A 24,058-nucleotide genomic window follows, 5' to 3' on the forward strand; every position below is an offset into this window, starting at 1 on the left:
ATTTCAGTCCGCAAATTTTGCACCTCACTCGTGAATTCGTGCATTCTATTTTGAAAAATCATGACTGGCGCTTTCATCATATAAAATAGACTCAACGCGAAAGGGGGATGAATAAAATGAATGCGGTTACAATTGTTATTGCATCCATGTGTATTTTAATGATTGCTTATCGGCTATACGGCACTTTTATGACAGTTAAAGTTTTAAAATTAAATGATGCCAAGCCAACACCTGCGCATGAACTAAATGATGGGAAAGACTATGTACCAACTAATAAATGGGTCAGCTTTGGCCACCACTTTGCTGCGATTGCAGCAGCCGGTCCGCTCGTCGGCCCAATCCTGGCAGCCCAATTCGGTTATCTTCCGGGCTTGCTTTGGCTGTTGATCGGTGCTGTTATCGGGGGAGCGGTGCATGATGCAGTCGTGTTATTTGCTTCCATGCGCAAAAAAGGAAAGTCGCTGTCAGAGGTAGCGAAGGAAGAATTGGGACCTGTTGCCGGATTTTGTACAGGACTGGCCATGCTGTTTATCATTACGATTACAATGGCCGGATTGTCAATGGTTGTTCTCCATGCATTGGAACAAAATCCTTGGGGAACATTTGCAGTCGGGATTACGATTCCGATCGCAATGGGCGTAGGTATTTATTATAAGAAAACCGGAAATCTAAAATTGGCATCAACAGTCGGCTTTATTCTATTAATGATCGGAGTATTCATCGGTCCTTCGATTCAAGGTACTGCACTTGGGGATCTATTAACACTTGATACAAAAACATTGGCTATTATTTTACCTATTTATGCGTTCTTTGCTGCTGCACTTCCGGTCTGGCTTCTGCTCGCACCGCGTGATTATTTAAGCAGCTTTATGAAAATCGGTGTATTTATCGCACTGATTATCGGGGTATTCGTGATTAATCCTGCGATTGAATTTCCGGCTATAACTGAATTTATCGGTGGAGGTGGCCCGATCCTTGCTGGTCCGGTCTGGCCATTCATTTCGATTACAATCGCCTGCGGTGCGATTTCAGGCTTCCATGCCTTTGTAGGGTCGGGGACAACCCCGAAAATGCTTGATCGCTGGAGCGATATTAAAGTTGTCGGTTTCGGTGCGATGCTAGTGGAATGTTTGGTGGGGATCATGGCTTTAATCGCGGCAACTGCGCTGCAGCCTGCTGACTACTTTGCGATTAATTCAACACCTGAAGTGTTTAGAACTTTGGGTATGGATGTAGTAAACTTGCCACAGCTAAGCCAGGAAATCGGCCTTGATTTGGAAGGACGTACCGGGGGTGCGGTTACGCTTGCTGTCGGGATGGCGTACATTTTTACGGGTATTCCATGGTTCGCAAACTTAGCTTCGTACTTTTTCCAATTCGTTATCATGTTTGAAGCCGTCTTTATCTTGACCGCGATTGATGCGGGTACGCGCGTGGCCCGTTACCTGATTCAGGATTTCTTCGGGGAATTTTACAAACCATTGAAAAAAGTTGATTGGCTGCCGGGATCGATTTTTGCGAGCGCGCTTGCCTGCTTCATGTGGGGTTATCTCCTTTATTCTGGAGATATCGGTTCAGTCTGGGCGTTGTTCGGAGTATCAAACCAGTTGATGGCTTCAATTGGGTTAATTATCGGTGCGACAGTTATCCTGAAAATTGCCGATAAACGAAGATACATGCTAACATGCCTTGTCCCTCTTGCTTACTTGTTTGTGACAGTAAACTATGCAGGATACTGGATGATCCAAAATGTATACCTCAATCCAGCTGCAGCTGGATACAACGTCCTGAATGGAATTTTATCAATTATCATGCTAGTTCTCGGAATGATTATCATGATTACTGCGATTAGAAAGTGGATCTCGATGTGGAATTCACCACGAGTTGAATTGGAAGCCATGTCAGCATAATAAAAGAACTGTTAAAAGCGAGGCCGGTGCCTCGCTTTTATTATGGGCAAGCTTCATTTTCCATATCAAATAGAAATACTAACATCCCCATCTTCGGAAATTTCAATCGTGCTGTAGCTACGAAAGGCATCAGGATTTATTTCGTCTGAAATTTCGTCTGAAATATTTTCTAAATACTCGTTATATAATCCAGGCTCCTTGATAACGTGATAAAAATAAACTTTTTTTCCTTCGATTGTATTAGTTTCCCTGAGCACAAAACGTTCCCCGTATTTTTGGGTAAACCAGTGGTGAGCACCTTCATGATCACTAAAGTCGGGCAATTGCTCAGCTAATTGTTCTATATTAAATTCCACTCCCATGCTCCTTTCATCCATCACACTTATTGTTTGGGCTTTCCCAAGCTCTGCTTGGCCATATTAATCATTTCCCGAACCATATTGCCTCCAAGAGGGCCGCCTACTTTGCCGGCCTGTTCAGAAGTTAATTTGCCATTATAGCCTTTGCGCAAAGGAATGCCTTGTTCAGCAGCTACTTCATATTTAGCATCCTCAGGGTTTGCAGTTCCGGCTACCTTCGCTTTTAACTGATCCAACCCTGCTCTTGCTTCGGGAATCAGAATCTTATTTCTTCTTGCCAATTTACATCACTCCTTTGCAGATAGTTTCTCCTAATCGCTTTAAAAAATGATTAAGGTAAAAATTGTACCTGATGAATACGGAGATAAAGATTGTTTTACATTGTCTCTTATCCTATAATTCTAAATAGGTTAAAAATTCAGAATTGTAAAAAGGAGGAACATTTTTGGAGAGTTTCGTTAATGCTTTAAACGGAATACTGTGGAGTACACCGATGGTTTACGTTTGTCTTGGTGTAGGTCTTTTGTTTTCGATTTTAACCCGGTTTTTGCAGGTAAGGCATATTAAGGATATGGTTGTGCTGATGTTTAAAGGAAAAAGTTCGGATGCGGGTGTATCGTCATTCCAGGCCTTATCTATAGCTCTAGCCGGCCGCGTCGGAACAGGGAATATTGCAGGAACAGCCACAGCGATCGCAATGGGTGGTCCGGGAGCCGTGTTTTGGATGTGGTTAATGGCATTTCTCGGAGCAGGTACCGCTTTCGTCGAGTCCACTTTGGCACAGATTTATAAAGTAAAGCGAGATGGTCAATACCGTGGGGGACCTTCTTATTATATTGAAAAAGGGATTGGACAAAAATGGTTTGCTGTGTTGTTTTCGATTTCAACCATTCTGGCAATGGCATTATTAATGCCGGGTATTCAAGCAAATTCGATTGCATTGGGAGTGGAAAACGCATTTGGCATCAGCCCGGCGATAACAGGCATCTTTTTGGTTCTTTTACTGGGTTTAATTATTATTGGCGGGGTGAAGAGGATTGCCACATTTGCCCAGTACGTTGTTCCCTTTATGGCAATTGGCTATATTCTCGTATCATTAATTATCATTGCTTTTAATATTTCTGAAATACCAGCTGTTTTTTCGCTTATTTTTAAAAGTGCTTTTGCGGTTGATTCAGTTTTTGGCGGAATGATTGGGATGGCAATCATTTGGGGCGTGAAGCGCGGGATTTATTCAAACGAGGCTGGCCAGGGAACCGGGGCTCATGCGGCCGGTGCTGCAGAAGTATCCCATCCTGTCAAACAGGGATTGGTACAGGCGTTTTCCGTCTATATTGACACTTTGTTTGTTTGTTCCGCGACAGCTTTCATGATTTTGTTTACAGGATCATTCAACACGGAAAATCCCGAAGGAGGATTCCTTGTCAACAATTTACCGGGAGTTGAGGCCGGTCCTGAATTCACGCAGGCTGCGGTTGAAACTGTTCTTCCTGGTTTCGGTGCCGGATTTGTGGCGGTTTCTTTATTCTTCTTTGCTTTTACAACGATCGTTGCTTACTATTATATTTCCGAAACAAATATCGCTTACTTGGTGCGCGGTAAGGGGAATAATGCAGCAATGTTCTTCCTGAAAATCGTCTTGATGGCGTCAACCTTCTATGGATCTGTTCAAACAGCCACATTGGCATGGGCAATGGGGGATGTTGGTTTAGGGCTAATGGTTGTTACGAATTTAATCGCCATTTTGATTTTGGCGAAGCCGGCACTCATTGCCTTAAAGGATTATGAAGCCCAGAAAAAGCAGGGGCTCGATCCAGTGTTCAACTCGAAAAAATTGGGCATCAAAAATGCGGAGTTTTGGGAAACTGAATATAAATTTGATGGCGAGGATAATGAGCAAGCCTCATAGATAATGAAATAAAAAAACGCACAGGGTTTTTAAATCCCAGTGCGTTTTTTTAAATCGACAAAAAAGGTTGGATAAGGGGTTTCGCTTAATTAATCGGACTTTCCGCTTAATTACGAATTTATCCGCGAGATTATCGCTCCGAACGCTTAATTACTGGCTCGTTTCGCTTAATTCCAGCCAATTACCGCTTAATTAATTTTACACGGCCTTTTTGAAGCCTTGATAAAGACAAAGCCTGCTGTATCCGAGAACAGGCTTTTTTGTATTTGTGGCGGAATTTTGTCTGGAATAAGGGTTTATAGGGGGATTTTCTCCTCAGGATAGGGGAGTTCCCCGATACGGAAAACTTTGCGTGATTTTTACAATTAGAGTATCAAAAGTGATTCTAATTTTCGCAATAAGGAGGAACGAAGATGCAGGCAAAAGCTTTAACAAAAGATAAATCGGGACATCCGGTCGGTAACGCATTTGCGTCCCATTTTGCCAAATCGATGTTTTTAGCTGTAAGTGCAATTGTCTTACTATCTTTTATCGGAACGAGAATGTTTACTCATATTGATTTAAATCTTTACGGATATATGGTTGGAACAATCGTATTCATCGGGGGATTCTTTTATCGGTTTATCGCCTGGGGAGAGCGGCCGCCTACAAAAATTTTCATTAAAAAGGGAATAAAGCTGCTGTTTCGAAAGTCGACCCCGAAAACTTCTGTAGAACATCTTGCTACGTACCGGTTTATTTGGAACCGCGGGATTTACCGCTGGACCCAGCATATGCTGATCGGCTGGGGCTGCGTCCTTGCTTGCCTGGTCACTTTCCCGCTCGTGTTTGGCGGAATGTATTTCACCATGCCGGAGAACGGTTATTACACGGTTGTCGCCATGGGCTTGGATGTAATGACGGTTAAAGCGGATGGGGTAATAGCCTGGCTTTCCTACAACGCATTGAATATTTCAGCGATCATGGTCATCACGGGAGTATGCATGGCGCTCTACCGCCGCTTAAAGAATATGCAGGCAAGAGCGGAACAAACCTTCCTGTACGATTTCCTGCCGCTGTATATGCTGCTTTTAATAAGTGTCACAGGCTTGGCGCTTACTTTTATGAACGTATTTTTACACGGCTGGGGGCAGCCGGTCATGTCCTTGATTCACCAATATTCAGTGATTGTTACATTGATTTATCTTCCGTTCGGGAAGCTCGCTCATATTCCGTTCCGGCCGTTAAGTGTTTTTGCCCGGAACTACCGGGAGCATTATGCCGAGCAGTCGATGAAAGAATGCAAGGTTTGTGGTGACGGATTCGTATCAACTGAACAATCTAATGATGTTATTTCTGTGCTAGGTATAAATGAAATGAGTTTTCAACAAAAAGAAGGCTTCCATCTCGCAGAGCTTTGCCTTCCATGCCGGAGAAAATACCGGATTGCTCAATTTTCAGGAATAGCCACCCACGAGATAAAAGTTAAGGAGGCCAACCAGAATGCAAAGGGATAAATTCTTCAGAGACATAGAAAATGCGAAGCATCCAAATGAAACACTTGTCCCAACACATTGCAGCTATTGCGCCATGCAGTGCGGAATGAACCTGCGTGTAGATACAACAACGAATAAAATTATCGGGGTTGAACCTCGCTACGATTGGCCTGTAACTTTAGGGAAAATGTGTCCGAAAGGGGTTACGGCGTATCAGCAAGTCAATCATCCAGACCGTATCCTCAAGCCGCTAATCCGCGATGACGCTTCTTTAAAAGGAACAAAACAAGGTTTCCGTGAAGCGACCTGGGATGAGGCGTACGACCTGGTCGTCAAAAAGTTTAAAGAGCTTCAGCAAAATTACGGAAAAGATAGCGTTTCCGTTTACGGCGGCGTTTCCATGACAAATGAAAAGTGTTATTTAACAGGAAAATTTGCCCGCGTAGCACTCCAAACGAGATATATCGATTATAATGGACGTTTTTGTATGGCAAGTGCGGCGGGTGGCTTAAATTGTTCATTGGGTATTGATAGAGGCTCGACAGTTCCCTGGACAGATGTTCATGAAACAGATTGTCTATTCCTTGCCGGCAGCAACACAGCGGAGTGCCATCCAACTTCGATGTTCCGTATTTGGAATGTACAGGAGCGGGGCGGTTACCTGATTATTGCGGACCCGCGCGAAACGCCGATTGCCAGAAGAGCGGATGTTCATCTAGACCTTAGACCGGGTACAGATTTGGCTCTGGCGAACGGAATCTTAAATCTACTTATCCAAAACGGCCATGTTGATGAACAATTTGTGAACAATCATACAAACGGCTTCGAAGAAATGAAGCAAGTAGTTAAAGAATTTACGCCAGAATATACAAGCCAAATCACTGGAGTGGCTCCTGAAAAAATCATCCGCGCTGCCGAACTGTACGGAAAAGCACCGAATGCCATCGTCATGTTTGCAAGAGGAATCGAGCAGCAAATTAAAGGAGTAGAAAACGTTTCTGCTTATATCAATATGGCACTTGTTACTGGTAAAATTGGCCGCCCGAAATCCGGAGTTGCTACAATCACAGGACAGGGAAACGGGCAGGGCGGACGTGAACACGGACAAAAAGCTGATGCACTACCAGGCTACCGTAAAATTACCAATCCGCAGCACGTAAAGGAAGTTTCAGCGGTCTGGGGCATTGAACCGGAAGAAATGCCGAAACCGGGAGTTTCAGCATATGAAATGTTTGAGCTGATGGAACAGAAAACAATTCGCGCACTTTATCTTCTTTGCTCGAACCCTGCTGTATCTGCACCTAACCTTAATTATGTAAGGAAGCAAATGAAAAATCTTGATTTCATGGTATGTGTTGACTTTTATCTTTCTGAATCGGCTGAATTCGCTGATGTCATCCTTCCAACGACAACATGGGCTGAAGATGAAGGAACGACCACGAATGTAGAAGGCCGTATCATCAAAATCAACAAAGCTCAAATGCCATTAGGCGAATCAAAGCCTGACTGGCAAATTCAAGTAGAACTCGCTGAGCGCATGGGACGCGGAAAATACTTTTCACATTTAAAAACTGCCAGGGACGTTTTTGATGAACTGCGCTTAGCATCCAAAGGCGGAACTGCTGATTATTACGGAGTAACCTGGGAAAAGATCGAGAAGCAAAATGGCGTGTTCTGGCCATGTAAAGATGAAAATGATCCTGGAACACCTCACCTGTTTCTTGATAAAAAATTCTATCATGCTGATGGCAAAGCGAAAATAATGGCATTGCCTTATAGGCCGCCAGCAGAGGAACCGGATCAGGAGTACCCGCTGCGCTTAACAACGGGCCGCGTTGTTTATCACTATTTATCCGGTAACCAGACAAGAAGAATCCAATTCTTGCGCGATATGTCTCCTGAACCTTTTGTTGAGGTTCACCCGGAGACTGCCGCTAAATATAACATCAATCATGAAGAAAAGGTACGCCTGTTCACTCGCCGGGGTGAAAGCTTCTATAAAGTAAAAATAACAGAGGCTATTCGTAAAGATACGGTATTTGTCCCATATCACTGGGGTCATGACCAATCGATTAATCTCCTAACGATTCCGGCTCTGGATCCGACGTCGCGGATGCCTGAATTTAAAGCGTGCGCTGCCCAGATCGAAAAATCGGAACTAAAGAAGGTGCAATAAATGAAAAAGAGGCTTTATATCGAACTGGAAAACTGCATAGGATGCCGTTCCTGTCTGGCAGCGTGTACACAGTGCGGGGGACATGAAGAACGGAACCGAAACTATGTGTATGATGTGAATCCGCTTGTTGACAGACAGACGATGCCTCTGATGTGCCTTCATTGTGTCAATCCGGCATGCGCAAGGAGTTGTCCGGCGCAAGCGATCCAGATTCATGAAACAGGTGCGGTGTTGTCGGCGCTTGTCGAAAAATGCATCGGCTGCCAGAACTGTACGATTGCCTGTCCTTATGGCATCCCGAAATTCGACACGGAACAAAATTTAATGTACAAATGCGACTTATGTATAGACCGGTCGAAGGACGGTATTCCGCCTATGTGTGCAAGTGTATGTCCAACCAATACGCTGCAATGGCTGACAGAGGAAGAAATCGAAAATAAGCAAAAGCAATATAATCTCGACAATGATAAATGGGTTACAAGCATGCCTTATCTCGAAAGCGAAACAAATGTCAAAGTAAACCTCCCTGGTATCCTTCAGGGAACAACAAAGCTGTATTAGGAGGGATGGTTATGACGGAGAAAAACAATAAAATCCCCTTTAATGAAGATAATTACACTCACAATATTCATCGCAACAATGAACGCAAGCTTGATAGGCGGGGTTTTATGAAAACATTGGTCGGGGCAGCCGGAGTATTTGCGGTCTCGTCCCTGCCATGGGGAGCTGTTGCCGCTAAAGAACTGATGGGTCTAGGTGAAAAGGAGTATCCTCAGCAAAAAATTACGGAAGTTAAATCGCTCGCTATCGGGGATGCAGTCGATTTCAAGTTTCCTGGTGAACATGATGATGCAATTCTGATCAGGCTCTCAGACGAGAAATATGTTGCTTACCAAAATGCCTGTACCCACCTTCGTTGTCCAGTGTTCTGGGTGAAAGAAGAAGGCGAAATGGTCTGTCCTTGCCATCATGGAAAATTTGATGTCCAGACAGGTGCTCCAACAGCAGGCCCGCCCCGCCGACCGCTGCCGGAAATACAAGTAAAAGTAGAAGACGGGGCAATTTACGCAATAAGGGTGAAACGTTATGAAACATAGTTATCTCATGTTTGGTATTCTGTGTGCGATCTTAATGTTAAATATTATTTTTACCCAGTACATGGTACATCAGTATTTTTTTGAAAACTATCGGACTGCGATCGTTTTCGGGGCATTGAACATCATCTTGTTTCCGGTTGCGATTCTGGTATACAAGAAAGATCAAAAAGCGCAAAGGCGTGAAAGCTGATGAACAACGAAACGTATTTGGACTTTTGTTTTATCAGGGAAGAACTGGGGGGCTTTGCTTCCGATATCGATGAGCTTCTTAAGCAGATTTTCACCGGAGCTTGCCTCAATTGGTATTTGGAAGAAAAAATTACAGATGGTACAGAAATTGTCATTGCAGAAGTTAAAGGGATGAGCCGCTGGCGTTCAGAGGACGAAGTGCAGCAATTCCTTGAAGACAATGCCGGCGAACGATTTTGGAATTACTTGCAGGGATATAAAATGTACATTTATCCTGCAACAATGAGAGGGTGCAGCAGCTGTGCAACACATTAATCTGGAGGAATTAAGACGATTTGTTTCGGTTCCCGTAGCTGTGGGCATCCAGGATGATCAGGGCGATGAAAAAGCTCCTTTTATCCGTAAAACAATCCAAAAAATCGAAATCTGTCCTGACGAGACCCACTTGCGAATTTATTTTGACAGCTTTCATTTCTTTGCTGTCCCGTTAACAGCTAATGTTATCCAAACAGAGCAGGAGTGGTCGGCATTTGATCGGGAAAGTGGACTTTATTATTTATTAAAGAAGGGTGTGTAAATCACATGGCAAAAGATAAACGGATTACGTATTGGAATCCAGAGGATGAATCGTTTTGGCAATCTGAAGGCAAGAAACATGCGAGCAGGAACTTATGGATTTCGGTTCCTTCACTAATGCTGGCCTTTATCGTTTGGCAAATCTGGTCGGTGGTTGCAGTGCGCTTGAATGATATTGGATTTGTATTTACCGATGAACAACTGTTTACGTTGGCGGCGATTCCAGGGCTTGTCGGGGCGACTTTAAGATTCTTTTACACGTTTGCCGTCGGGAAGTTCGGCGGCCGAAACTGGACTGTCATTTCAACGGCAGTTCTCGTGATTCCGGCAATCGGGATTGGAATGGCCGTACAAAATCCGGAAACACCGTATTCAGTCATGCTTTTGCTTGCCGCTCTTTGTGGTCTTGGCGGTGGCAGCTTCTCATCTTCATTGGCGAACATCAGCTTCTTTTTTCCGAAAAAGGAAAAAGGGACGGCACTTGGAATTAACGGCGGTTTAGGAAATATGGGGGTTTCGGTCGTCCAATTTGTAACTCCGCTTATTATCGCAGCAGGAACATTTGCGATGGTAGGAGATGGCCAGGTAATCGCAAATGGCCAAACGATCTGGCTGCAGAACGCTGCATTTATTTGGGTGATCCCGATTGTGATTATGACCGTAGCAGCATATTTTGGAATGGATAACTTGCCTAACGCCACTCAATCTGTAGCAGATCAATTTATCATCGTAAAAAGAAAGCACACTTGGATTATGACATGGCTTTATGTAGCAACTTTTGGATCTTTCATCGGTTACGCTGCCGCATTTCCGTTATTACTAAAATCGCAATTTCCAGAGCATATTTCGCTCGCTTTCCTGGGAGCCTTTCTGGCAGCGGCAGCCCGCCCTATTGGAGGATGGATCTCTGATAAGCTCGGCGGTGCACTTGTTACATCATGGGTATTCGTTTTTATGACAGCCGGTGCATTGGGAGTGATCTATTTTACAAACGCAAAACAATTCGCAGGATTTTTAATGTCGTTTCTCATCTTGTTTATCGCGTCGGGAATTGGATCAGGATCAACTTTTCAGATGATTCCAGCTATATTCCCTGTTAAAGAAGCTGCGCCGGTTCTCGGTTTTACAGCAGCCTTTGCAGCATACGGTTCGTTTTTTATCCCGCAATTGTTTGGATGGAGTGTTAACACAACTGGGACTCCGGTAACAGCATTGTATTTCTTTATCGGATTTTACGTGATATCTTTTGGGCTAAACTGGTATTACTATCAAAGAAAAAATGCAACAAAGAAAACGCAAATTGCACCAGCATCTTAACAATCACAAGCCGGTCCCGAGCTAAAACACAGGGGCCGGCAATTCCCTTACAAATTTTAAGGTCCCAGTCAAGGCGGAAGGAGAAGCGAAATGGCGATTTCACCAGCACAAAATATAAGTTCTTATATTATTCAATCCCAGGAAGAAGAAATTAAGAGAATAGCTTTTGAACTTCATGAGGGCGTTGGCCAAACATTATATAGTCTTTATACCGGCTTGCAATTTCTTGAAAGTGGTGTGGAACAGCCTGCCGCTAAAAGTTATTTAAGAGATATGGCTTTAGTGCTCGAAAAAACAATTCAGGAAGTAAGGCTGCTTTCGGTTGAGCTTCACCCCCCGACCTTAACAACATTAGGTTTGCTTCCCGCTATCAAAAGCTATATAAAGCTGTACACTTCTACCTTCGGAATCGAAGTTAAGCTTGAAAACAAAGGTGCTGAGAAGCCAATTGCTGAACATAACAGTATTGCCCTCTTTCGCGTGTGCCAGGAAGCGCTGGGGAATATTGCTAAATATGCAGATACATCGAATGCAAGGCTTTCATTTATTTGGGAACCAGTTTCATTAAAAATTGAAATCAGCGACGCTGGCAAAGGATTCGATGTCAAGAAAGCAATCAATCAATCATCAGGACTGGCAGCCATGCATGAGCGAATGATACTAGCGGGCGGACAATGTCATATTTCCTCGGCAATCGGGAAGGGAACAACGATTCGAATTTCCTTGCCTTTAACTTAACGATAATTTTCACTATATTGACATTGTATAGCATGAATAATGATTATGAGCCGTTTCCAGAAAGCATGACTTGAAAAAAGTGATGCTTTTTCATACGCGTATTTTTCATGAAAAGGAAAAAAGGCATGTTAAAATAGGAGTAACAAAATAAATAAAAAAGGGGGGAAAGTCTCTTGTTAAAAATTTTGCTCGTTGATGATCATGCGGTCGTAAGAATGGGATTGAGTATGCTTTTAAACAACCATCCAGATATGCATGTGGTTGGGGAAGCCTCCGAAGGAAATGAAGGGATCAAAAAGGCCCTCCAGCTTAAACCGGATGTTGTTATTATGGATTTAAGCATGCCTCATGGAAAAGACGGGCTTTCCGCAACGACTGAACTGAAGAAACAAATGCCCGATATCGCCATCTTAATTTTAACGATGCATGACGACGAAGAGTATCTATTTAGAGCGATCCAGGCAGGTGCCTCAGGCTGTATTTTAAAAAGTGCTCCCCACGAAGAGCTGCTTGCTGCGATTGAATCAGTGGCGAAGGGGGAGGCCTATCTCCATCCGTCGGCTACAAAGAGGCTGATGGAAGAGTATTTAGGCAATATGAAGCAGGGAAATGCTGATACGTATAGTCTGCTTTCCGACCGGGAGAGGGAAGTTTTAACGTTAATCGCCAAAGGATTCTCCAATAAAGAAATCGCTGAAAAATTGGTTATCAGTGTAAAAACGGTGGAAACGCACAAAGGCAATTTAATGGAGAAGCTCCAAATGAAGACAAGGCCCGAATTAGTGGCTTACGCTTTAAAAAAGGGGTTACTCGGATATGGGATGTAAAGGAAACGAAAAAATATGACAGAATTAAATAAGTGTCAGCCGGTCGTTCAAGCATGTGATGAAATACTCAAGCAAACAGCCTGCGACTTTGTTGGTATAGCCCTGCAAAGTGACAGCGGGCCGGAAGTCAGGTGGCATTATGCCGCCGGAAACCGTAATGATAAATATAAAAGGATTACGCTGCGGTACGGAAAGGGAATTGCGGGCAGGGTTATTGCAACAGGAAGCCCGATGATGATTGAAGATTTCCCTAATGATATTCAGGGGAAGGCTCTCGAGTATCCGATCTTGCTGGCTGAGAGCCTCGTCACATCTTTTGGTGTCCCGCTCAACATTAATGGAAAACCAAAGGGCGTACTGTTGATTGGCAGAAGAACAAAACAACCCTTCACCGATCTAGAGATGCAGCAAACATTTGAGAATGCCCGCGATTTAGAAGAAATCTTAAATCGCTTAATGAATCTTTGAGCAGGGGGATATTTATGAATGGACAGGTATAGCGAACAGGAAAAGAATAATCGAAATATGCCTCGTTCCAATGAAGAAACGATTTTAGTAAATGCTTCTGGGACCATTTCTTTTCTTAGCAATAGTGCTTGCGAACGCTTCGGTTATCAGGAGCGTGAAGCAGCCGGTTTAAAAATTGATGAACTTTTTACGGAAATCAGCATTAAGGATATAGAGGACGGGATGATTATCCCTCTATACGGAAAGGACAAGAATAGAAGGACGTTTCCTGTCTTTATCAAGATTAATACTTTTCAACTGAATGGTGAAGCATACTTCCTGATCGTGTTCCAAGATGCTAAAGATAAGTCAAAGCTTAGACGGGAAATACGCGAGCCATTAAACGAGCTGGTTGATTTAAAGTTTGCCCTTGATGAATCAACGATTGTTGCTTTTACAGATGAGAATGGAATTATTAAATATGTTAATGAAAAGTTTTGCAAGGTTTCAAAGTACTCTTCTGAAGAGGTAGTTGGCAAAACTCACCGTATCATCAATTCAGGCTATCATCGAAAGGAATTTTTTACAGAAATGTGGCAAACCATTTCTGCGGGCCAGGTCTGGAAGGGAGAAATAAAAAATCGGGCCAAGGATGGAACGGCATATTGGGTCGATACAACAATTGTCCCCTTTCTGAATGAAGAAGGAAAGCCGTATCAATATTTAGCGATCCGCCATGAAATAACCGCGCGAAAACGGGTTGAAGAAGAGCTGCAAAGAATGATGCTGAAGATGATGGATGTCCAGGAAGAAGAACGCAAGCGCCTTTCACGTGACCTTCACGATGGACTTGGCCAAAACCTCTACAGCCACTTGATCACGATCAACCGGATGCAGGCGGACTTGAACCACCCACTGCTTGAGCAAATGCAGCAAGAAGCATTGGAATTGATTGCAGAGGTACGGGAGATTTCCTGGGAGCTGCGCCCTTCAGTTCTCGACGATCTCGGGCTTGTTCCGGCAATCCGCTCCTTCTTATCCAGGTTTTCCGATTACTATAAAATCGATGTCTCCTTCGAATGTGTCCTGCACGAACGGCTTGAAACAGGGAAAGAGCTTGCGATTTACAGGATTATACAGGAAGCACTGACGAATATCCGTAAATATGCGGAAACAGAGGAAGCATCCGTGACAATGAGGGAGACCGACAACTTTGTAAGAGTGCTGATTGAGGATTTTGGAAAAGGTTTTGAATCTGAAAAGATTGCCCGCGGTGTCGGCCTGTTCAGCATGGAGGAGAGAGCTCGTGCCGTCGGGGGCTCGCTTCGAATCAATTCGGCCCCGAAACAAGGGACAAAGATTATTTTGGATGTGCCAATTTAACGAGTCAGTTTCAATTGTAATGTGGAATCCCGTCTTTTGACGGGGTCTTTTTTTGGGGAAGGAATGGAGAAATGTTTGAAACATGAATATTTACAATCTCAATTAAAATATACTGCTGTTCAGCAAACTCAGCTTAAAAAATCGCAAGTTAAAATTTTAGTAAAAATATTGACTGGAATATTGATGTGGATTATGATGGAACTGAAGGCGCTTCCAGAGATGAATCCGGTACATTAAGAGAACTGACCAACAGTGTAATATAAGCTATATCCAAACAGTAATGGAGTAAAATGACCCTGTCTTTAATATTAAAAAATGAGTAAGGAGAAAGGTATGGCAACAATAAAAGATATCGCTGAAAGAGCTGGTGTTTCGATGGCTACGGTTTCAAGAGTATTAAATTATGATACAACACTCTCAGTCGGTGATGACACCAAAAAGAGAATTCTAGAAGCAGCTGAAGCGTTATCCTATCGGAAAAAGTCTGAGCGCCGTCCGCTATCATACAGGATTGCGATCGTTAATTGGTATACTGAACAGCAGGAGCTCGATGATCTCTATTACATGTCGATTCGGTTGGGAGTAGAAAATCGCTGCCAGAGTTTGAATCTCCAAATCAAGAAATTCTCCATGGATAGGTCTCAATCCGTGCAGTCTGATGAAATTGACGGGATTATTGCGATTGGAAAGTTCAGTCCGAAGCAGGCTCAAGAACTTCGTAAAATCACGGAGAATATCGTGTTTGTTGACTGTTCTCCTGATGATGATCAATTCGATTCAGTTGTGATCGATTTTAAAAAGGCTACCGAAAATGTGCTCGATTATTTTCTGAAAAAAGGGCATCAAAAAATCGGCTATATTGGTGGAAGAGAAACGTATAAAGACGAGACGGCTGTGATTGATGACGCAAGGCGGATGAGCTTTGAGCGATTTCTGCGCAATACAGAACTCTATAATGAATCTTATGTATATATTGGAACCTTCTCTGTAGATGATGGATATGACCTGATGAAAAAGGCGATAAAAGAACATAAAAGCAATCTGCCGACAGCGTTTTTTGTTGGAAGTGACTCAATGGCGATTGGATGCTTAAGAGCGCTGCACGAAGAAAATATCTCCATTCCTGAACAGGTAAGTATAATCGGTGTAAACGACATCAGTGTTTCGAAATACGTTTATCCCCCATTAAGTACAGTAAAAGTATACACGGAAATGATGGGGGAAACCGCGGTAGATTTACTTTTGGAAAGGTTAGCTGAACGGCAAATTGCCAAGAAGGTTTTTATTGCTACTCAGCTTGAAGTTCGCGGAAGCAGTGAATAAGCTTTACTAGAAAGAGTTCATGGGATGCTCCATGGACTTTTTTGGTTAACAAATAAGTCCGCAATGATTAATTAAATACTAAGTTAAAATTTTACTAAAAAACGTTGACCTAATTTTACTATTTATATACAATGTTATTGAAACGCTTTCAGTTATTTCTCTAGATATTTATATTCCAAATTACCTGAGGGGAAGAGGTCCTATGGATATTCAAACGATGGAAAGGAAGTTTCAAGAAATTTTTTCTCAAGGCCGCAACGAAGCACGCATTTTCTTTTCTCCCGGCCGAATTAATTTAATAGGTGAGCATACCGACTACAATGGGGGACATGTTTTTCCTTGTGCGATAACGTTCGGGACGTATGGGATAGCCAGAAAAAGAGATGATCGCCAAATCCGCGTGTATTCAATGAATTTTGAAGATACAGGTGTGATTGAATTTACGCTTGACGTTTTGGACTACGACAAGAAACATAGCTGGGCGAACTATCCAAAAGGAATGATCCGCTATTTGCAGGAAGCGGGCTGGAAGTTATCATCAGGGCTGGAAGTCCTCGTATACGGGAACATTCCGAATGGAGCGGGCCTTTCCTCTTCTGCTTCAATTGAGATGCTTATAGGTGTGGCGGTTAATGAAATGTTCGATTTAAATGTGCAGCGATTAGACCTTGTTAAGCTTGGTAAAAAAGTAGAAAATGAATTTATCGGTGTAAATAGTGGGATTATGGACCAATTTGCGATCGGGATGGGCAAGGAGAACTGCGGTATTTTACTAGATTGCAACACATTGAAGTATGAATACGCTCCTTTTAACCTAACAGATCATAAAATTATCATTATGAACACGAATAAAAGAAGAGAGCTTGCTGATTCAAAGTATAATGAGCGCCGAAGCGAATGTGAGACAGCCCTGGGACAACTGAAGAAAGCTGCGCCTATTGACTCATTGGGCGAATTAACAGAAGAAGAATTCGAAGCTATTAAACATTTGGTCACCGATGAAGTTCTGCAACGGCGGGCAAAGCATGCCGTATCCGAGAACCAGCGGACACTACAGGCAATGAAGGCACTCAAAGACAGTGATCTGGCCGAGTTTGGACGGCTCATGAATGCCTCCCATCGTTCACTCAGGGATGATTACGAAGTGACTGGCACAGAACTTGATACATTAGTAGAAGCAGCATGGAAGCACGAAGGGACAATTGGTGCAAGAATGACAGGGGCCGGCTTTGGTGGCTGCGCCATTGCCATTGTAGCAAATGAACGGGTAGATGAATTCATTTCACAAGCAGGCTCTGAATATAAAGAGAAAATTGGCTATGACGCCACTTTCTATGTGGCAAGTATCGGTGATGGTGCAAAAGAAACGACAACGGAGGTGCTGTTATGAGTATTTTAGTTCTTGGCGGAGCCGGCTACATTGGTTCCCATGCGGTTAATCAGCTGATCAAGCAAAACTATGATGTAGTGGTTGTCGACAATTTACAGACGGGACATCAGCAAGCCATTCATCCGAAGGCGAAATTTTATCAAGGTGATATTCGAGAAAAAAATTTTTTGCGAAAAGTATTTGCTGATGAACAAATTGACGGGGTGTTGCATTTTGCAGCAAATTCTCTTGTTGGTGAATCGATGCAAAAACCGCTCCAATACTTTGATAACAATGTATATGGTACACAAGTGCTGCTCGATGTAATGGTTGAGTTCGGTGTGAAAAACATTGTTTTTTCTTCGACAGCAGCTACATATGGCGAACAGGACGTAATGCCAATTACCGAGGACATGCCAACTTTGCCGACAAACGCTTATGGTGAGACTAAATTAACGATGGAAAAAATGATGAAATGGTGTGACGCAGCGTACGGAGTGAAATATGTGTCATTACGCTATTTCAATGTAGCCGGGGCGAATCCAAATGGTGAAATCGGAGAGGATCATGATCCGGAAACCCACCTCATCCCGGTTGTTTTACAGGTTGCGTCAGCACAGCGGGAATACATCTCCATTTTTGGGGACGACTACGATACAGAAGATGGGACATGTATCCGTGACTATATTCATGTTGAAGATTTAATTGCTGCCCACGTTTTGGCACTTCGTTACTTACAAGACGGAGGAGAAAGCAATATCTTCAATCTCGGCAGCAGCCGCGGATTTTCAGTTAAGGAGATTATTGAGGCAGCCCGTGAAGTTACCGGCCATGCGATCCCGGCAAAAATAGTCGAGCGAAGACCAGGTGATCCGAGTACACTCATCGCTTCTTCAGAGAAAGCGAAACGTGTTCTAGATTGGAGACCAGTGCATACATCGATCCACCAGATCATCAAGCATGCCTGGAATTGGCATCAACAACATCCGAATGGTTATGACGACTAGGAGGGAAAAACGGTGGACGTCTATTCTGTCTTGCAGCAGCTGCTTCGCAAAGCTATTTCAATAGAAATGATCAGCAGTGAAGATGAAGTTTATGCACGGAATCAAATTATGTCTCTTTTAGCCCTAAATGAATTCCGGTGTGACGAACCTTCTGAACCAAACAAGGACATCCCGGATTTACTGGATGAATTGACAGATTATGCAGTGGGAAAAGGTATCATTGACGATCTCCTTGATGAACGGGAGATTTTATCAAGCCAGATCATGAATGTATTTATGCCAAGACCATCGGATCTTAATCAAATATTTTACGAGAAATACGAAGAACCTGAGAATGCAACCTCATATTTTTATGAATTGAGCAGGAATAGCAATTACATTCAAACCAAGCGCATCAGCAAAAATATCAATTATAAAGCTGACACAAAGTACGGCGAGTTGGACATAACGATCAACCTGTCAAAGCCTGAAAAGGATCCGAGACAAATTGCCAAAGAACGAGAGAAGAAGGATCTCTCAATAAACTATCCGAAATGTTTGCTGTGCGTGGAAAACGAGGGGTATGCAGGAAGAATTGGGCACCCTGCCCGTTCAAACCACCGCATGATCCGAATGGACCTAGGCGGGGAGCCGTGGTTTCTGCAATATTCCCCTTATGTCTATTACAATGAACATTGTATTCTGTTGGCTGGTGAACATCGCGATATGGTTATTAACCGTGAAGCTTTTGAGCGGCTTCTCGAGTTTGTCGAAAAATTTCCGCATTATTTTATCGGCTCGAATGCCGACTTGCCGATTGTTGGCGGATCGATTTTAGTGCACGACCACTACCAGGGCGGAAACTATCATTTCGCGATGGCGAAGGCTAGAGACGAATATTCGTTCACTCTGGACAGCTTTCCAACCATAAAAGCAAGTACAATTAAGTGGCCAATGTCTGTCATCCGCCTTAGAGGGTTGGATAAGGAAAAGCTTGTTGCTGCCTCTGATTATATTTTGGGAAAATGGAAGAATTATAGCGATCGCGAAGCAAATATTTTCGCGTACTCAGGCGAAACCCGGCATAACACAATCACGCCGATCGTCCGGATGCGCAACGGGGAGTTTGAAGTCGATCTTGTATTGCGCAACAATCGAACCAGCGATGAGCATCCAATGGGTATTTTCCATCCACATGCAGATGTCCACCATATAAAGAAGGAGAATATCGGTTTAATCGAGGTGATGGGACTCGCGGTCTTGCCAGCCCGCTTGAAAACTGAATTGGCTGAAGTTGAAAAGTTTTTATTGGAAGAGCCCAATCAGATTGAAGAATACCATGTTTCCTGGGCTGAGGACATAAAGGCTCGCAGCAGCACAGGGATTTCAGGAAAATCGATGCAGGAAATTGTCAGAAAAGAAGTTGCATTAAAGTTTTTAAAAGCTCTGGAGGACGCGGGAGTTTACAAGCGAAATGGAGATGGGCAAGCCGCTTTCCGCCGTTTTCTGGATTCACTTTAAGATGGGAAGATAATCGAATGAACATTTTTAAAGAGAAATTCGGAGAAATTGATGGACAACCTGTTACGGCCTTTACAATCGTCAATGAACAAGGAATGGAAGTAACAAGCATTGACTACGGCTGTATAATCACAAAAATAATCATGCAGGATCGAAATGGTGTGTTCGAAAATGTCGTGCTTGGCTTTGATTCGTTTCAGGACTATCTGGAACGTTCACCGTATTTTGGGGCAGTGGTCGGACGATTTGCCGGGAGGATCAAAAACGCAACATTTAATTTAGATAATCAAACCTACAGATTGGCGAAAAATAATAACGGAAACCATCTTCATGGAGGAATGAAGGGTTTCGATAAAGTGTTCTGGAAAGCTGAGACAAGGGAAAGCGGAGATGAGGCCAGCATAGAGTTTTCCTATTTCAGCAAAGATGGAGAAGAGGGGTATCCTGGCAACCTGCAGATGAAGGTGACATATACGTTCAATAACGATAATGAGTTCATCATCTCCTATGAGGGCGTCAGCGATCAGCGGACTGTTCTAAACGTAACCAATCATTCGTATTTTAACTTGAGCGGAAATTTAAAAAGAGATATTTTAGATCATGTTTTAACATTAAAGAGCGGCCGATTTATTGAACTGGCTGAAGATTTAATTCCAACGGGGCAAATACTGCCTGGAGACAATACGCCGTTTGATTTTCAATCAGGCAGAAAAATTAACGATGGTGTTTCCTCAGAACATCCGCAAAATATTCTGGCTGGCAAAGGCTATGATCATCCATTTTTGTTGGCTGAAAATAACAATCAAGAAATCGTTTTGCGCGATCCTGAAAGCGGCCGGGTGTTGACGATTGAAACGGACGAGCCGACTGTTGTTCTCTATACCGGAACCCAGCTTGGAGATGATTTTTTAATCAGGGGTGTCCAGTCGAGGAAGTATCTTGGTTTGTGCCTGGAAACACAAGGTCTGCCGGACTCCGTCCATCAGCCGCATTTCCCTTCTAGTATATTGGAAAAAGGGGAATTGTATAAAACTGTGACGAAATATGCGTTCACTTTGGCTTAATAAAGTAAAACACTGTGGAGTGATTCACAGTGTTTTACTTTAAGCTTAGGCTCTGTTTAAGAAAAATGTTGATTTTATTAGTCAATTTAATTCTTCTTTCACGACTGCATCCGTTAGTCACCCATGCAGCGCAAAACCGGCGCTGCACTACCCTCTTATAATAATCTACCATCATATTCTTTATTTTCTAGAATGAATTCTTCCACAACACTTAATGCCTTTTCTAAATCTACTTTTAACTTCCTTTATCGAAACAAATATAAGACAGACTATGTATAATATTCCTCTCATTTTATGTCATTTCCTTGTTAAACTAAAGGGCCGTTACTTGAATAAGAAAAAAGCTTTACCCCTTTTAAAGTAAAGCACCCGTTCGTTGAATAAGAATTAGGGAAATGAAAACATTCAAAAACTCATGAATTTAAAAAACTTTTAACGGCAGATAAGAATGCTGTTAAATTGCATCATGCACATAGTGCCCAGCATCTTCAATCGTCACTAATTCGCAATTCGGTATAAGCTCAGAAACTTCATGCAATTTGTTTTGAGGAATATGACTGGATCCACCGCCTATAAAAGTGTCGGCATGATAATATCCGAAAGACGCGCCCACCATTCGGGATTGGGTTCATTAAGTTGCCGTAGAATCGAAGGCACAACCAGCCGATCGAACGGTAGGGAATCAGAAGGTTTGGAAGGAACTTCGAACGACTTATCTGGAAAAGGAGGAGGGGTGTCTTCAATAATCAATCTTTCTATTCTTGACGGATATTTTTCCGCGAAAAGATAGGATACTGTCCCTCCCATGGAATGCCCAATTAGGGTAAACCGTTCCAAATTCATAGCATTCGCAAAATGAAGCAAGTCATCGCACATCAGTTCAAAAGTGTATGTACTAGCTCTCTCACTCCCACCGTGACCCCGTTGAACTAAAGATAAAACGCGGTATTTTTCTCCTAATACAGCAGCCACTTCATCCCATGATTCTGCACTTCCCCCCAGGGCGTGAAGAGCAACAATTGGTGGTGCTGAAGTTCCCCCACTCTGGCGATATTGAAAAGTGAGTCCATTTAACACAATTTGATTCAGCCGTGTTCCCATTTTCGGTCATCTCCTCGCGTGGGTTTCGCCAGTTGAAAACCCGATATATTTACGTCCATACATATATATTTCACTGAACGTGTAAATATTTCCTTCTTTAACTAACCTGCCCGTTCAAAAAAAAACCTCTTTTAGTCCGTTTTCGAAAACAACTAAAAAGTGCTGAAAATACCCGAAAAGGTCGCCATTCAACGACCTTTTGAGTCAGCTCTTATGATATTGAGTGCATTAACAGATTGGCTACTCAATTATTTCAATATAGTAGGCAGAAGTTCTTCCAGGATATGATTCTAAAAGATGATCATAGTAAACTCGAACTTTTTGATTTATTTTGAGATTACGCAACATCTTTTTGTCTTCCGCATTCTCATGTATAGTGACGATGGTTGTCGAGCCACCGTAGTTAGAAGTAAAAAATCCTGTGAACATACCCCGCATACTAACTGGTTCGTCAGATATCCAAACTTCACCTATTCGTTTTGAGACAACATATCCTTCTATCTGCATTTTGTCTGCATAATCTTTTACATCGACATCGGTCTGTTTATTTGAATCTATTTCATTCAAGATTAATGATGCGGTTAGCGCAATTAGCGTCGCAATTAACAACTTTACATATGGAGGGGTTGTATACATGTTTAAACCATCCTTTGTGAGAGAAAAGGCAGCTCGGTTTATTTGAGAGAGCTAGATGATATCTAACGATTGTATGTAGCTGGCTTTTTAATCAATAAAAGCTAGGGGCTTTTATTTCTCTCAGAATCTCATTACTCTAGTAGATAATTATGCATTTTAGGATCGTCATAAACACGGTAAACATTTTAATAAAAGGGTTATAATCCTTTCCGTAAATTGTTTAGCACTTCCGAGCACACTGTACTTGTTGAAATTATGTCCCCTCTATAAATCATCAAATATAGGGGACAAAGCTTAATCTGTATTGTTATCCACCCATGTCCAGAGTCTGGTACTACTCTTAAAATAGCATAATCATATGCGCTACTATTGTCACCAGAATCATATTCTTCAGGGTATATAATTTCTGTAGCCCTATAGTATCCATATGAGTATGAAGAGTGATTCAAACCAGGAAAAACTGTTACCGCTAGTGGGCTTCCTTCGATACAGTGCGCATTAGTTACAACCAAGTCATTAGCGATAACTCCCCCTGTGCAACTCCAAATACTTATTAAATTTTCAAATTGGATATATGTTAAGGCACGATATGAAGGGCTTAACTACTTGATTGTTTAATTCCTGACCTGTAAAGGGGTCAATTATTGGTTTATTGGATCTGCAAAATCTGAGAGACTACCTTTTCAGCTTTTCCTTTTCCTTTCCGTCCGATAGATTCGTATGGTTTCACGCCATCAGGCTGATATTCTAAGTCTAGAATTGATTCAGTTTTGTTTTCAAATCATACTTAATATAACGTTTGCATTGAAGCAGTACTACTTACTAGTTCTCTTCCATCTGTTCCAATTACCTCAAAAGACTCTGTCGTTTTATTGTCGTTGGATCCCTCGTTAGATAGAGTCGCAGAATCATATGCCAAAACACTAGATCCGACCGGAATAAGTAGCACAAAAACCAACAAAACACTTAATAGTTTTTTCGTCATATTCCTCCTAGGTAAAATTTGGATTACCATTTAATTGTAAACAAGTGCAAATGTGTTTGTAAATAGTCAGAAAAGACTATATTTTGTATTATTATAGTTGATGTTTTATTAAGCAATTATAAAATAATCTAACATAGATCTTAGTAGGAAATCTTTCAAATTGAAATTAGGCTAAACTTGAGTAAAATAAACCCGTTTTGGGTTTGATATTTTAATCCGGATCCAAGACTAAAGTTTTATAGATCCCATTTTTTTGAAGAGACTTCCAGCATCTAAAGCTATTTTAATACTTTGATCTGCCACGTTTCACAGTAACAAATAAGTACAATTGGTACTGCTGTAATTCTTTGTTTAAAACGCAGGAAGTCCCACGATTTCATGATGACAGAAGGGGCCCCGCAATGCAGGCGGTTTTCTTGGTACACCCGCGCTCCAGTGTCTGGGAAATACTTCACGACTTCACGGCGGTTCGTGTCCAACTGTGTGACCGATCCCCGTTTTACTTCACGTGAAATGGTACTGGCACTACGACCTGTCTTTTCAGCGATGGCTCTTAGAGAAAGCCCTGTTTTAAGATAAGCAGACATTTCGCCTCTCTCTGTGTCGCGTATGAGTAAAATGTTTGTAGGAGAATTATTTCCCTTCTCATCCAGATAATGGCGTAGCCGTT

24 protein-coding genes and 1 pseudogene are annotated in these 24,058 nt (G+C 42.5%); 19 read left to right on the forward strand and 6 right to left on the reverse strand.

Annotation, left to right across the window (positions count from 1 at the left end):
• Positions 1-116: 116 nt before the first annotated feature.
• On the forward strand, positions 117-1,910 hold the full coding sequence (gene cstA, locus CU635_RS00805) for a carbon starvation protein CstA (protein WP_101575271.1): 1,794 nt from the start codon (positions 117-119) through the stop codon (positions 1,908-1,910).
• Between the two features lie 65 nt (positions 1,911-1,975).
• Here the strand turns inward: cstA and CU635_RS00810 are convergent, their stop codons facing one another.
• Both CU635_RS00810 and CU635_RS00815 read right to left on the reverse strand, forming a co-directional pair.
• The gene (locus CU635_RS00810; protein WP_101575272.1) at positions 1,976-2,272 is read right to left on the reverse strand and encodes a hypothetical protein; all 297 of its coding nucleotides are present in this window, start codon (positions 2,270-2,272) and stop codon (positions 1,976-1,978) included.
• A gap of 20 nt (positions 2,273-2,292) precedes the next feature.
• Positions 2,293-2,550, reverse strand: a complete 258-nt coding sequence (locus tag CU635_RS00815) for an alpha/beta-type small acid-soluble spore protein (protein ID WP_101575273.1) — start codon at positions 2,548-2,550, stop codon at positions 2,293-2,295.
• 212 nt (positions 2,551-2,762) lie between these two features.
• Between CU635_RS00815 and CU635_RS00820 the strand changes: the two genes are divergently transcribed.
• The 18 genes from CU635_RS00820 (at position 2,763) to CU635_RS00905 (ending at position 20,666) form a co-directional block, all read left to right on the forward strand.
• Positions 2,763-4,178 carry an alanine/glycine:cation symporter family protein gene (locus CU635_RS00820; protein WP_373270897.1) on the forward strand — a complete coding sequence of 472 codons (1,416 nt, stop codon included), beginning with the start codon at positions 2,763-2,765 and terminating at the stop codon, positions 4,176-4,178.
• Between the two features lie 413 nt (positions 4,179-4,591).
• Positions 4,592-5,674 (forward strand): hypothetical protein, encoded by a 1,083-nt coding sequence (locus tag CU635_RS00825; RefSeq protein WP_101575275.1) that lies wholly within the window; start codon positions 4,592-4,594, stop codon positions 5,672-5,674.
• Complete coding sequence (locus tag CU635_RS00830; RefSeq protein ID WP_101575276.1) at positions 5,661-7,829, forward strand: molybdopterin oxidoreductase family protein; 2,169 nt, start codon at positions 5,661-5,663, stop codon at positions 7,827-7,829. Before CU635_RS00825 ends, CU635_RS00830 begins: the two co-directional genes overlap by 14 nt.
• Positions 7,830-8,390 (forward strand): 4Fe-4S dicluster domain-containing protein, encoded by a 561-nt coding sequence (locus CU635_RS00835; protein WP_101575277.1) that lies wholly within the window; start codon positions 7,830-7,832, stop codon positions 8,388-8,390.
• A gap of 11 nt (positions 8,391-8,401) precedes the next feature.
• Positions 8,402-8,926 carry a Rieske (2Fe-2S) protein gene (locus tag CU635_RS00840; RefSeq protein WP_101575278.1) on the forward strand — a complete coding sequence of 175 codons (525 nt, stop codon included), beginning with the start codon at positions 8,402-8,404 and terminating at the stop codon, positions 8,924-8,926.
• Positions 8,916-9,116, forward strand: a complete 201-nt coding sequence (locus CU635_RS00845) for a hypothetical protein (protein WP_101575279.1) — start codon at positions 8,916-8,918, stop codon at positions 9,114-9,116. Before CU635_RS00840 ends, CU635_RS00845 begins: the two co-directional genes overlap by 11 nt.
• The gene (locus tag CU635_RS00850) at positions 9,116-9,430 is read left to right on the forward strand and encodes a hypothetical protein (RefSeq protein ID WP_101575280.1); all 315 of its coding nucleotides are present in this window, start codon (positions 9,116-9,118) and stop codon (positions 9,428-9,430) included. The genes CU635_RS00845 and CU635_RS00850 overlap by 1 nt, the downstream gene beginning before the upstream one ends.
• On the forward strand, positions 9,417-9,692 hold the full coding sequence (locus CU635_RS00855; protein WP_101575281.1) for a hypothetical protein: 276 nt from the start codon (positions 9,417-9,419) through the stop codon (positions 9,690-9,692). Before CU635_RS00850 ends, CU635_RS00855 begins: the two co-directional genes overlap by 14 nt.
• Before the next feature lie 5 nt (positions 9,693-9,697).
• Complete coding sequence (locus tag CU635_RS00860) at positions 9,698-11,008, forward strand: NarK family nitrate/nitrite MFS transporter (protein ID WP_101575282.1); 1,311 nt, start codon at positions 9,698-9,700, stop codon at positions 11,006-11,008.
• A 90-nt stretch (positions 11,009-11,098) separates the two neighbouring features.
• The gene (locus tag CU635_RS00865; protein ID WP_101575283.1) at positions 11,099-11,746 is read left to right on the forward strand and encodes a sensor histidine kinase; all 648 of its coding nucleotides are present in this window, start codon (positions 11,099-11,101) and stop codon (positions 11,744-11,746) included.
• Positions 11,747-11,919: 173 nt separating this feature from the next.
• Positions 11,920-12,573, forward strand: coding sequence for a response regulator (locus CU635_RS00870; RefSeq protein WP_101575284.1), 654 nt, complete (start codon positions 11,920-11,922; stop codon positions 12,571-12,573).
• 15 nt (positions 12,574-12,588) lie between these two features.
• Positions 12,589-13,041, forward strand: coding sequence for a GAF domain-containing protein (locus tag CU635_RS00875; RefSeq protein WP_101575285.1), 453 nt, complete (start codon positions 12,589-12,591; stop codon positions 13,039-13,041).
• An 18-nt stretch (positions 13,042-13,059) separates the two neighbouring features.
• The gene (locus tag CU635_RS00880) at positions 13,060-14,403 is read left to right on the forward strand and encodes a PAS domain-containing sensor histidine kinase (protein ID WP_101575286.1); all 1,344 of its coding nucleotides are present in this window, start codon (positions 13,060-13,062) and stop codon (positions 14,401-14,403) included.
• A gap of 333 nt (positions 14,404-14,736) precedes the next feature.
• Positions 14,737-15,726 (forward strand): LacI family DNA-binding transcriptional regulator, encoded by a 990-nt coding sequence (locus tag CU635_RS00885; RefSeq protein WP_101575287.1) that lies wholly within the window; start codon positions 14,737-14,739, stop codon positions 15,724-15,726.
• Positions 15,727-15,928: 202 nt separating this feature from the next.
• Positions 15,929-17,116: a galactokinase gene (locus CU635_RS00890; RefSeq protein ID WP_101575288.1), complete on the forward strand. Its 1,188-nt coding sequence runs from the start codon at positions 15,929-15,931 to the stop codon at positions 17,114-17,116.
• Positions 17,113-18,102, forward strand: coding sequence for a UDP-glucose 4-epimerase GalE (gene galE, locus CU635_RS00895; protein ID WP_101575289.1), 990 nt, complete (start codon positions 17,113-17,115; stop codon positions 18,100-18,102). The genes CU635_RS00890 and galE overlap by 4 nt, the downstream gene beginning before the upstream one ends.
• A gap of 12 nt (positions 18,103-18,114) precedes the next feature.
• The gene (galT, locus tag CU635_RS00900; protein ID WP_101575290.1) at positions 18,115-19,602 is read left to right on the forward strand and encodes a UDP-glucose--hexose-1-phosphate uridylyltransferase; all 1,488 of its coding nucleotides are present in this window, start codon (positions 18,115-18,117) and stop codon (positions 19,600-19,602) included.
• Between the two features lie 17 nt (positions 19,603-19,619).
• On the forward strand, positions 19,620-20,666 hold the full coding sequence (locus tag CU635_RS00905) for an aldose epimerase family protein (protein ID WP_101575291.1): 1,047 nt from the start codon (positions 19,620-19,622) through the stop codon (positions 20,664-20,666).
• A 413-nt stretch (positions 20,667-21,079) separates the two neighbouring features.
• Here the strand turns inward: CU635_RS00905 and CU635_RS00910 are convergent.
• The 4 genes and pseudogenes from CU635_RS00910 to CU635_RS00930 form a co-directional block, all read right to left on the reverse strand.
• Positions 21,080-21,767, reverse strand: a pseudogene (locus CU635_RS00910) (alpha/beta fold hydrolase).
• A gap of 240 nt (positions 21,768-22,007) precedes the next feature.
• A complete protein-coding gene (locus CU635_RS00915; RefSeq protein WP_101575292.1) occupies positions 22,008-22,403 on the reverse strand; it encodes a DUF3221 domain-containing protein in 396 nt (131 codons plus the stop codon).
• A gap of 197 nt (positions 22,404-22,600) precedes the next feature.
• Positions 22,601-22,975, reverse strand: coding sequence for a trypsin-like serine peptidase (locus CU635_RS24270; protein ID WP_101575293.1), 375 nt, complete (start codon positions 22,973-22,975; stop codon positions 22,601-22,603).
• Positions 22,976-23,666: 691 nt separating this feature from the next.
• The coding region (locus tag CU635_RS00930; RefSeq protein WP_142383172.1) for a helix-turn-helix domain-containing protein at positions 23,667-24,058 on the reverse strand (392 nt) is incomplete at its 5' end.

The organism is Bacillus canaveralius (genome assembly GCF_002860125.1).
GTDB lineage: Bacteria > Bacillota > Bacilli > Bacillales > Cytobacillaceae > Bacillus_BJ > Bacillus_BJ canaveralius.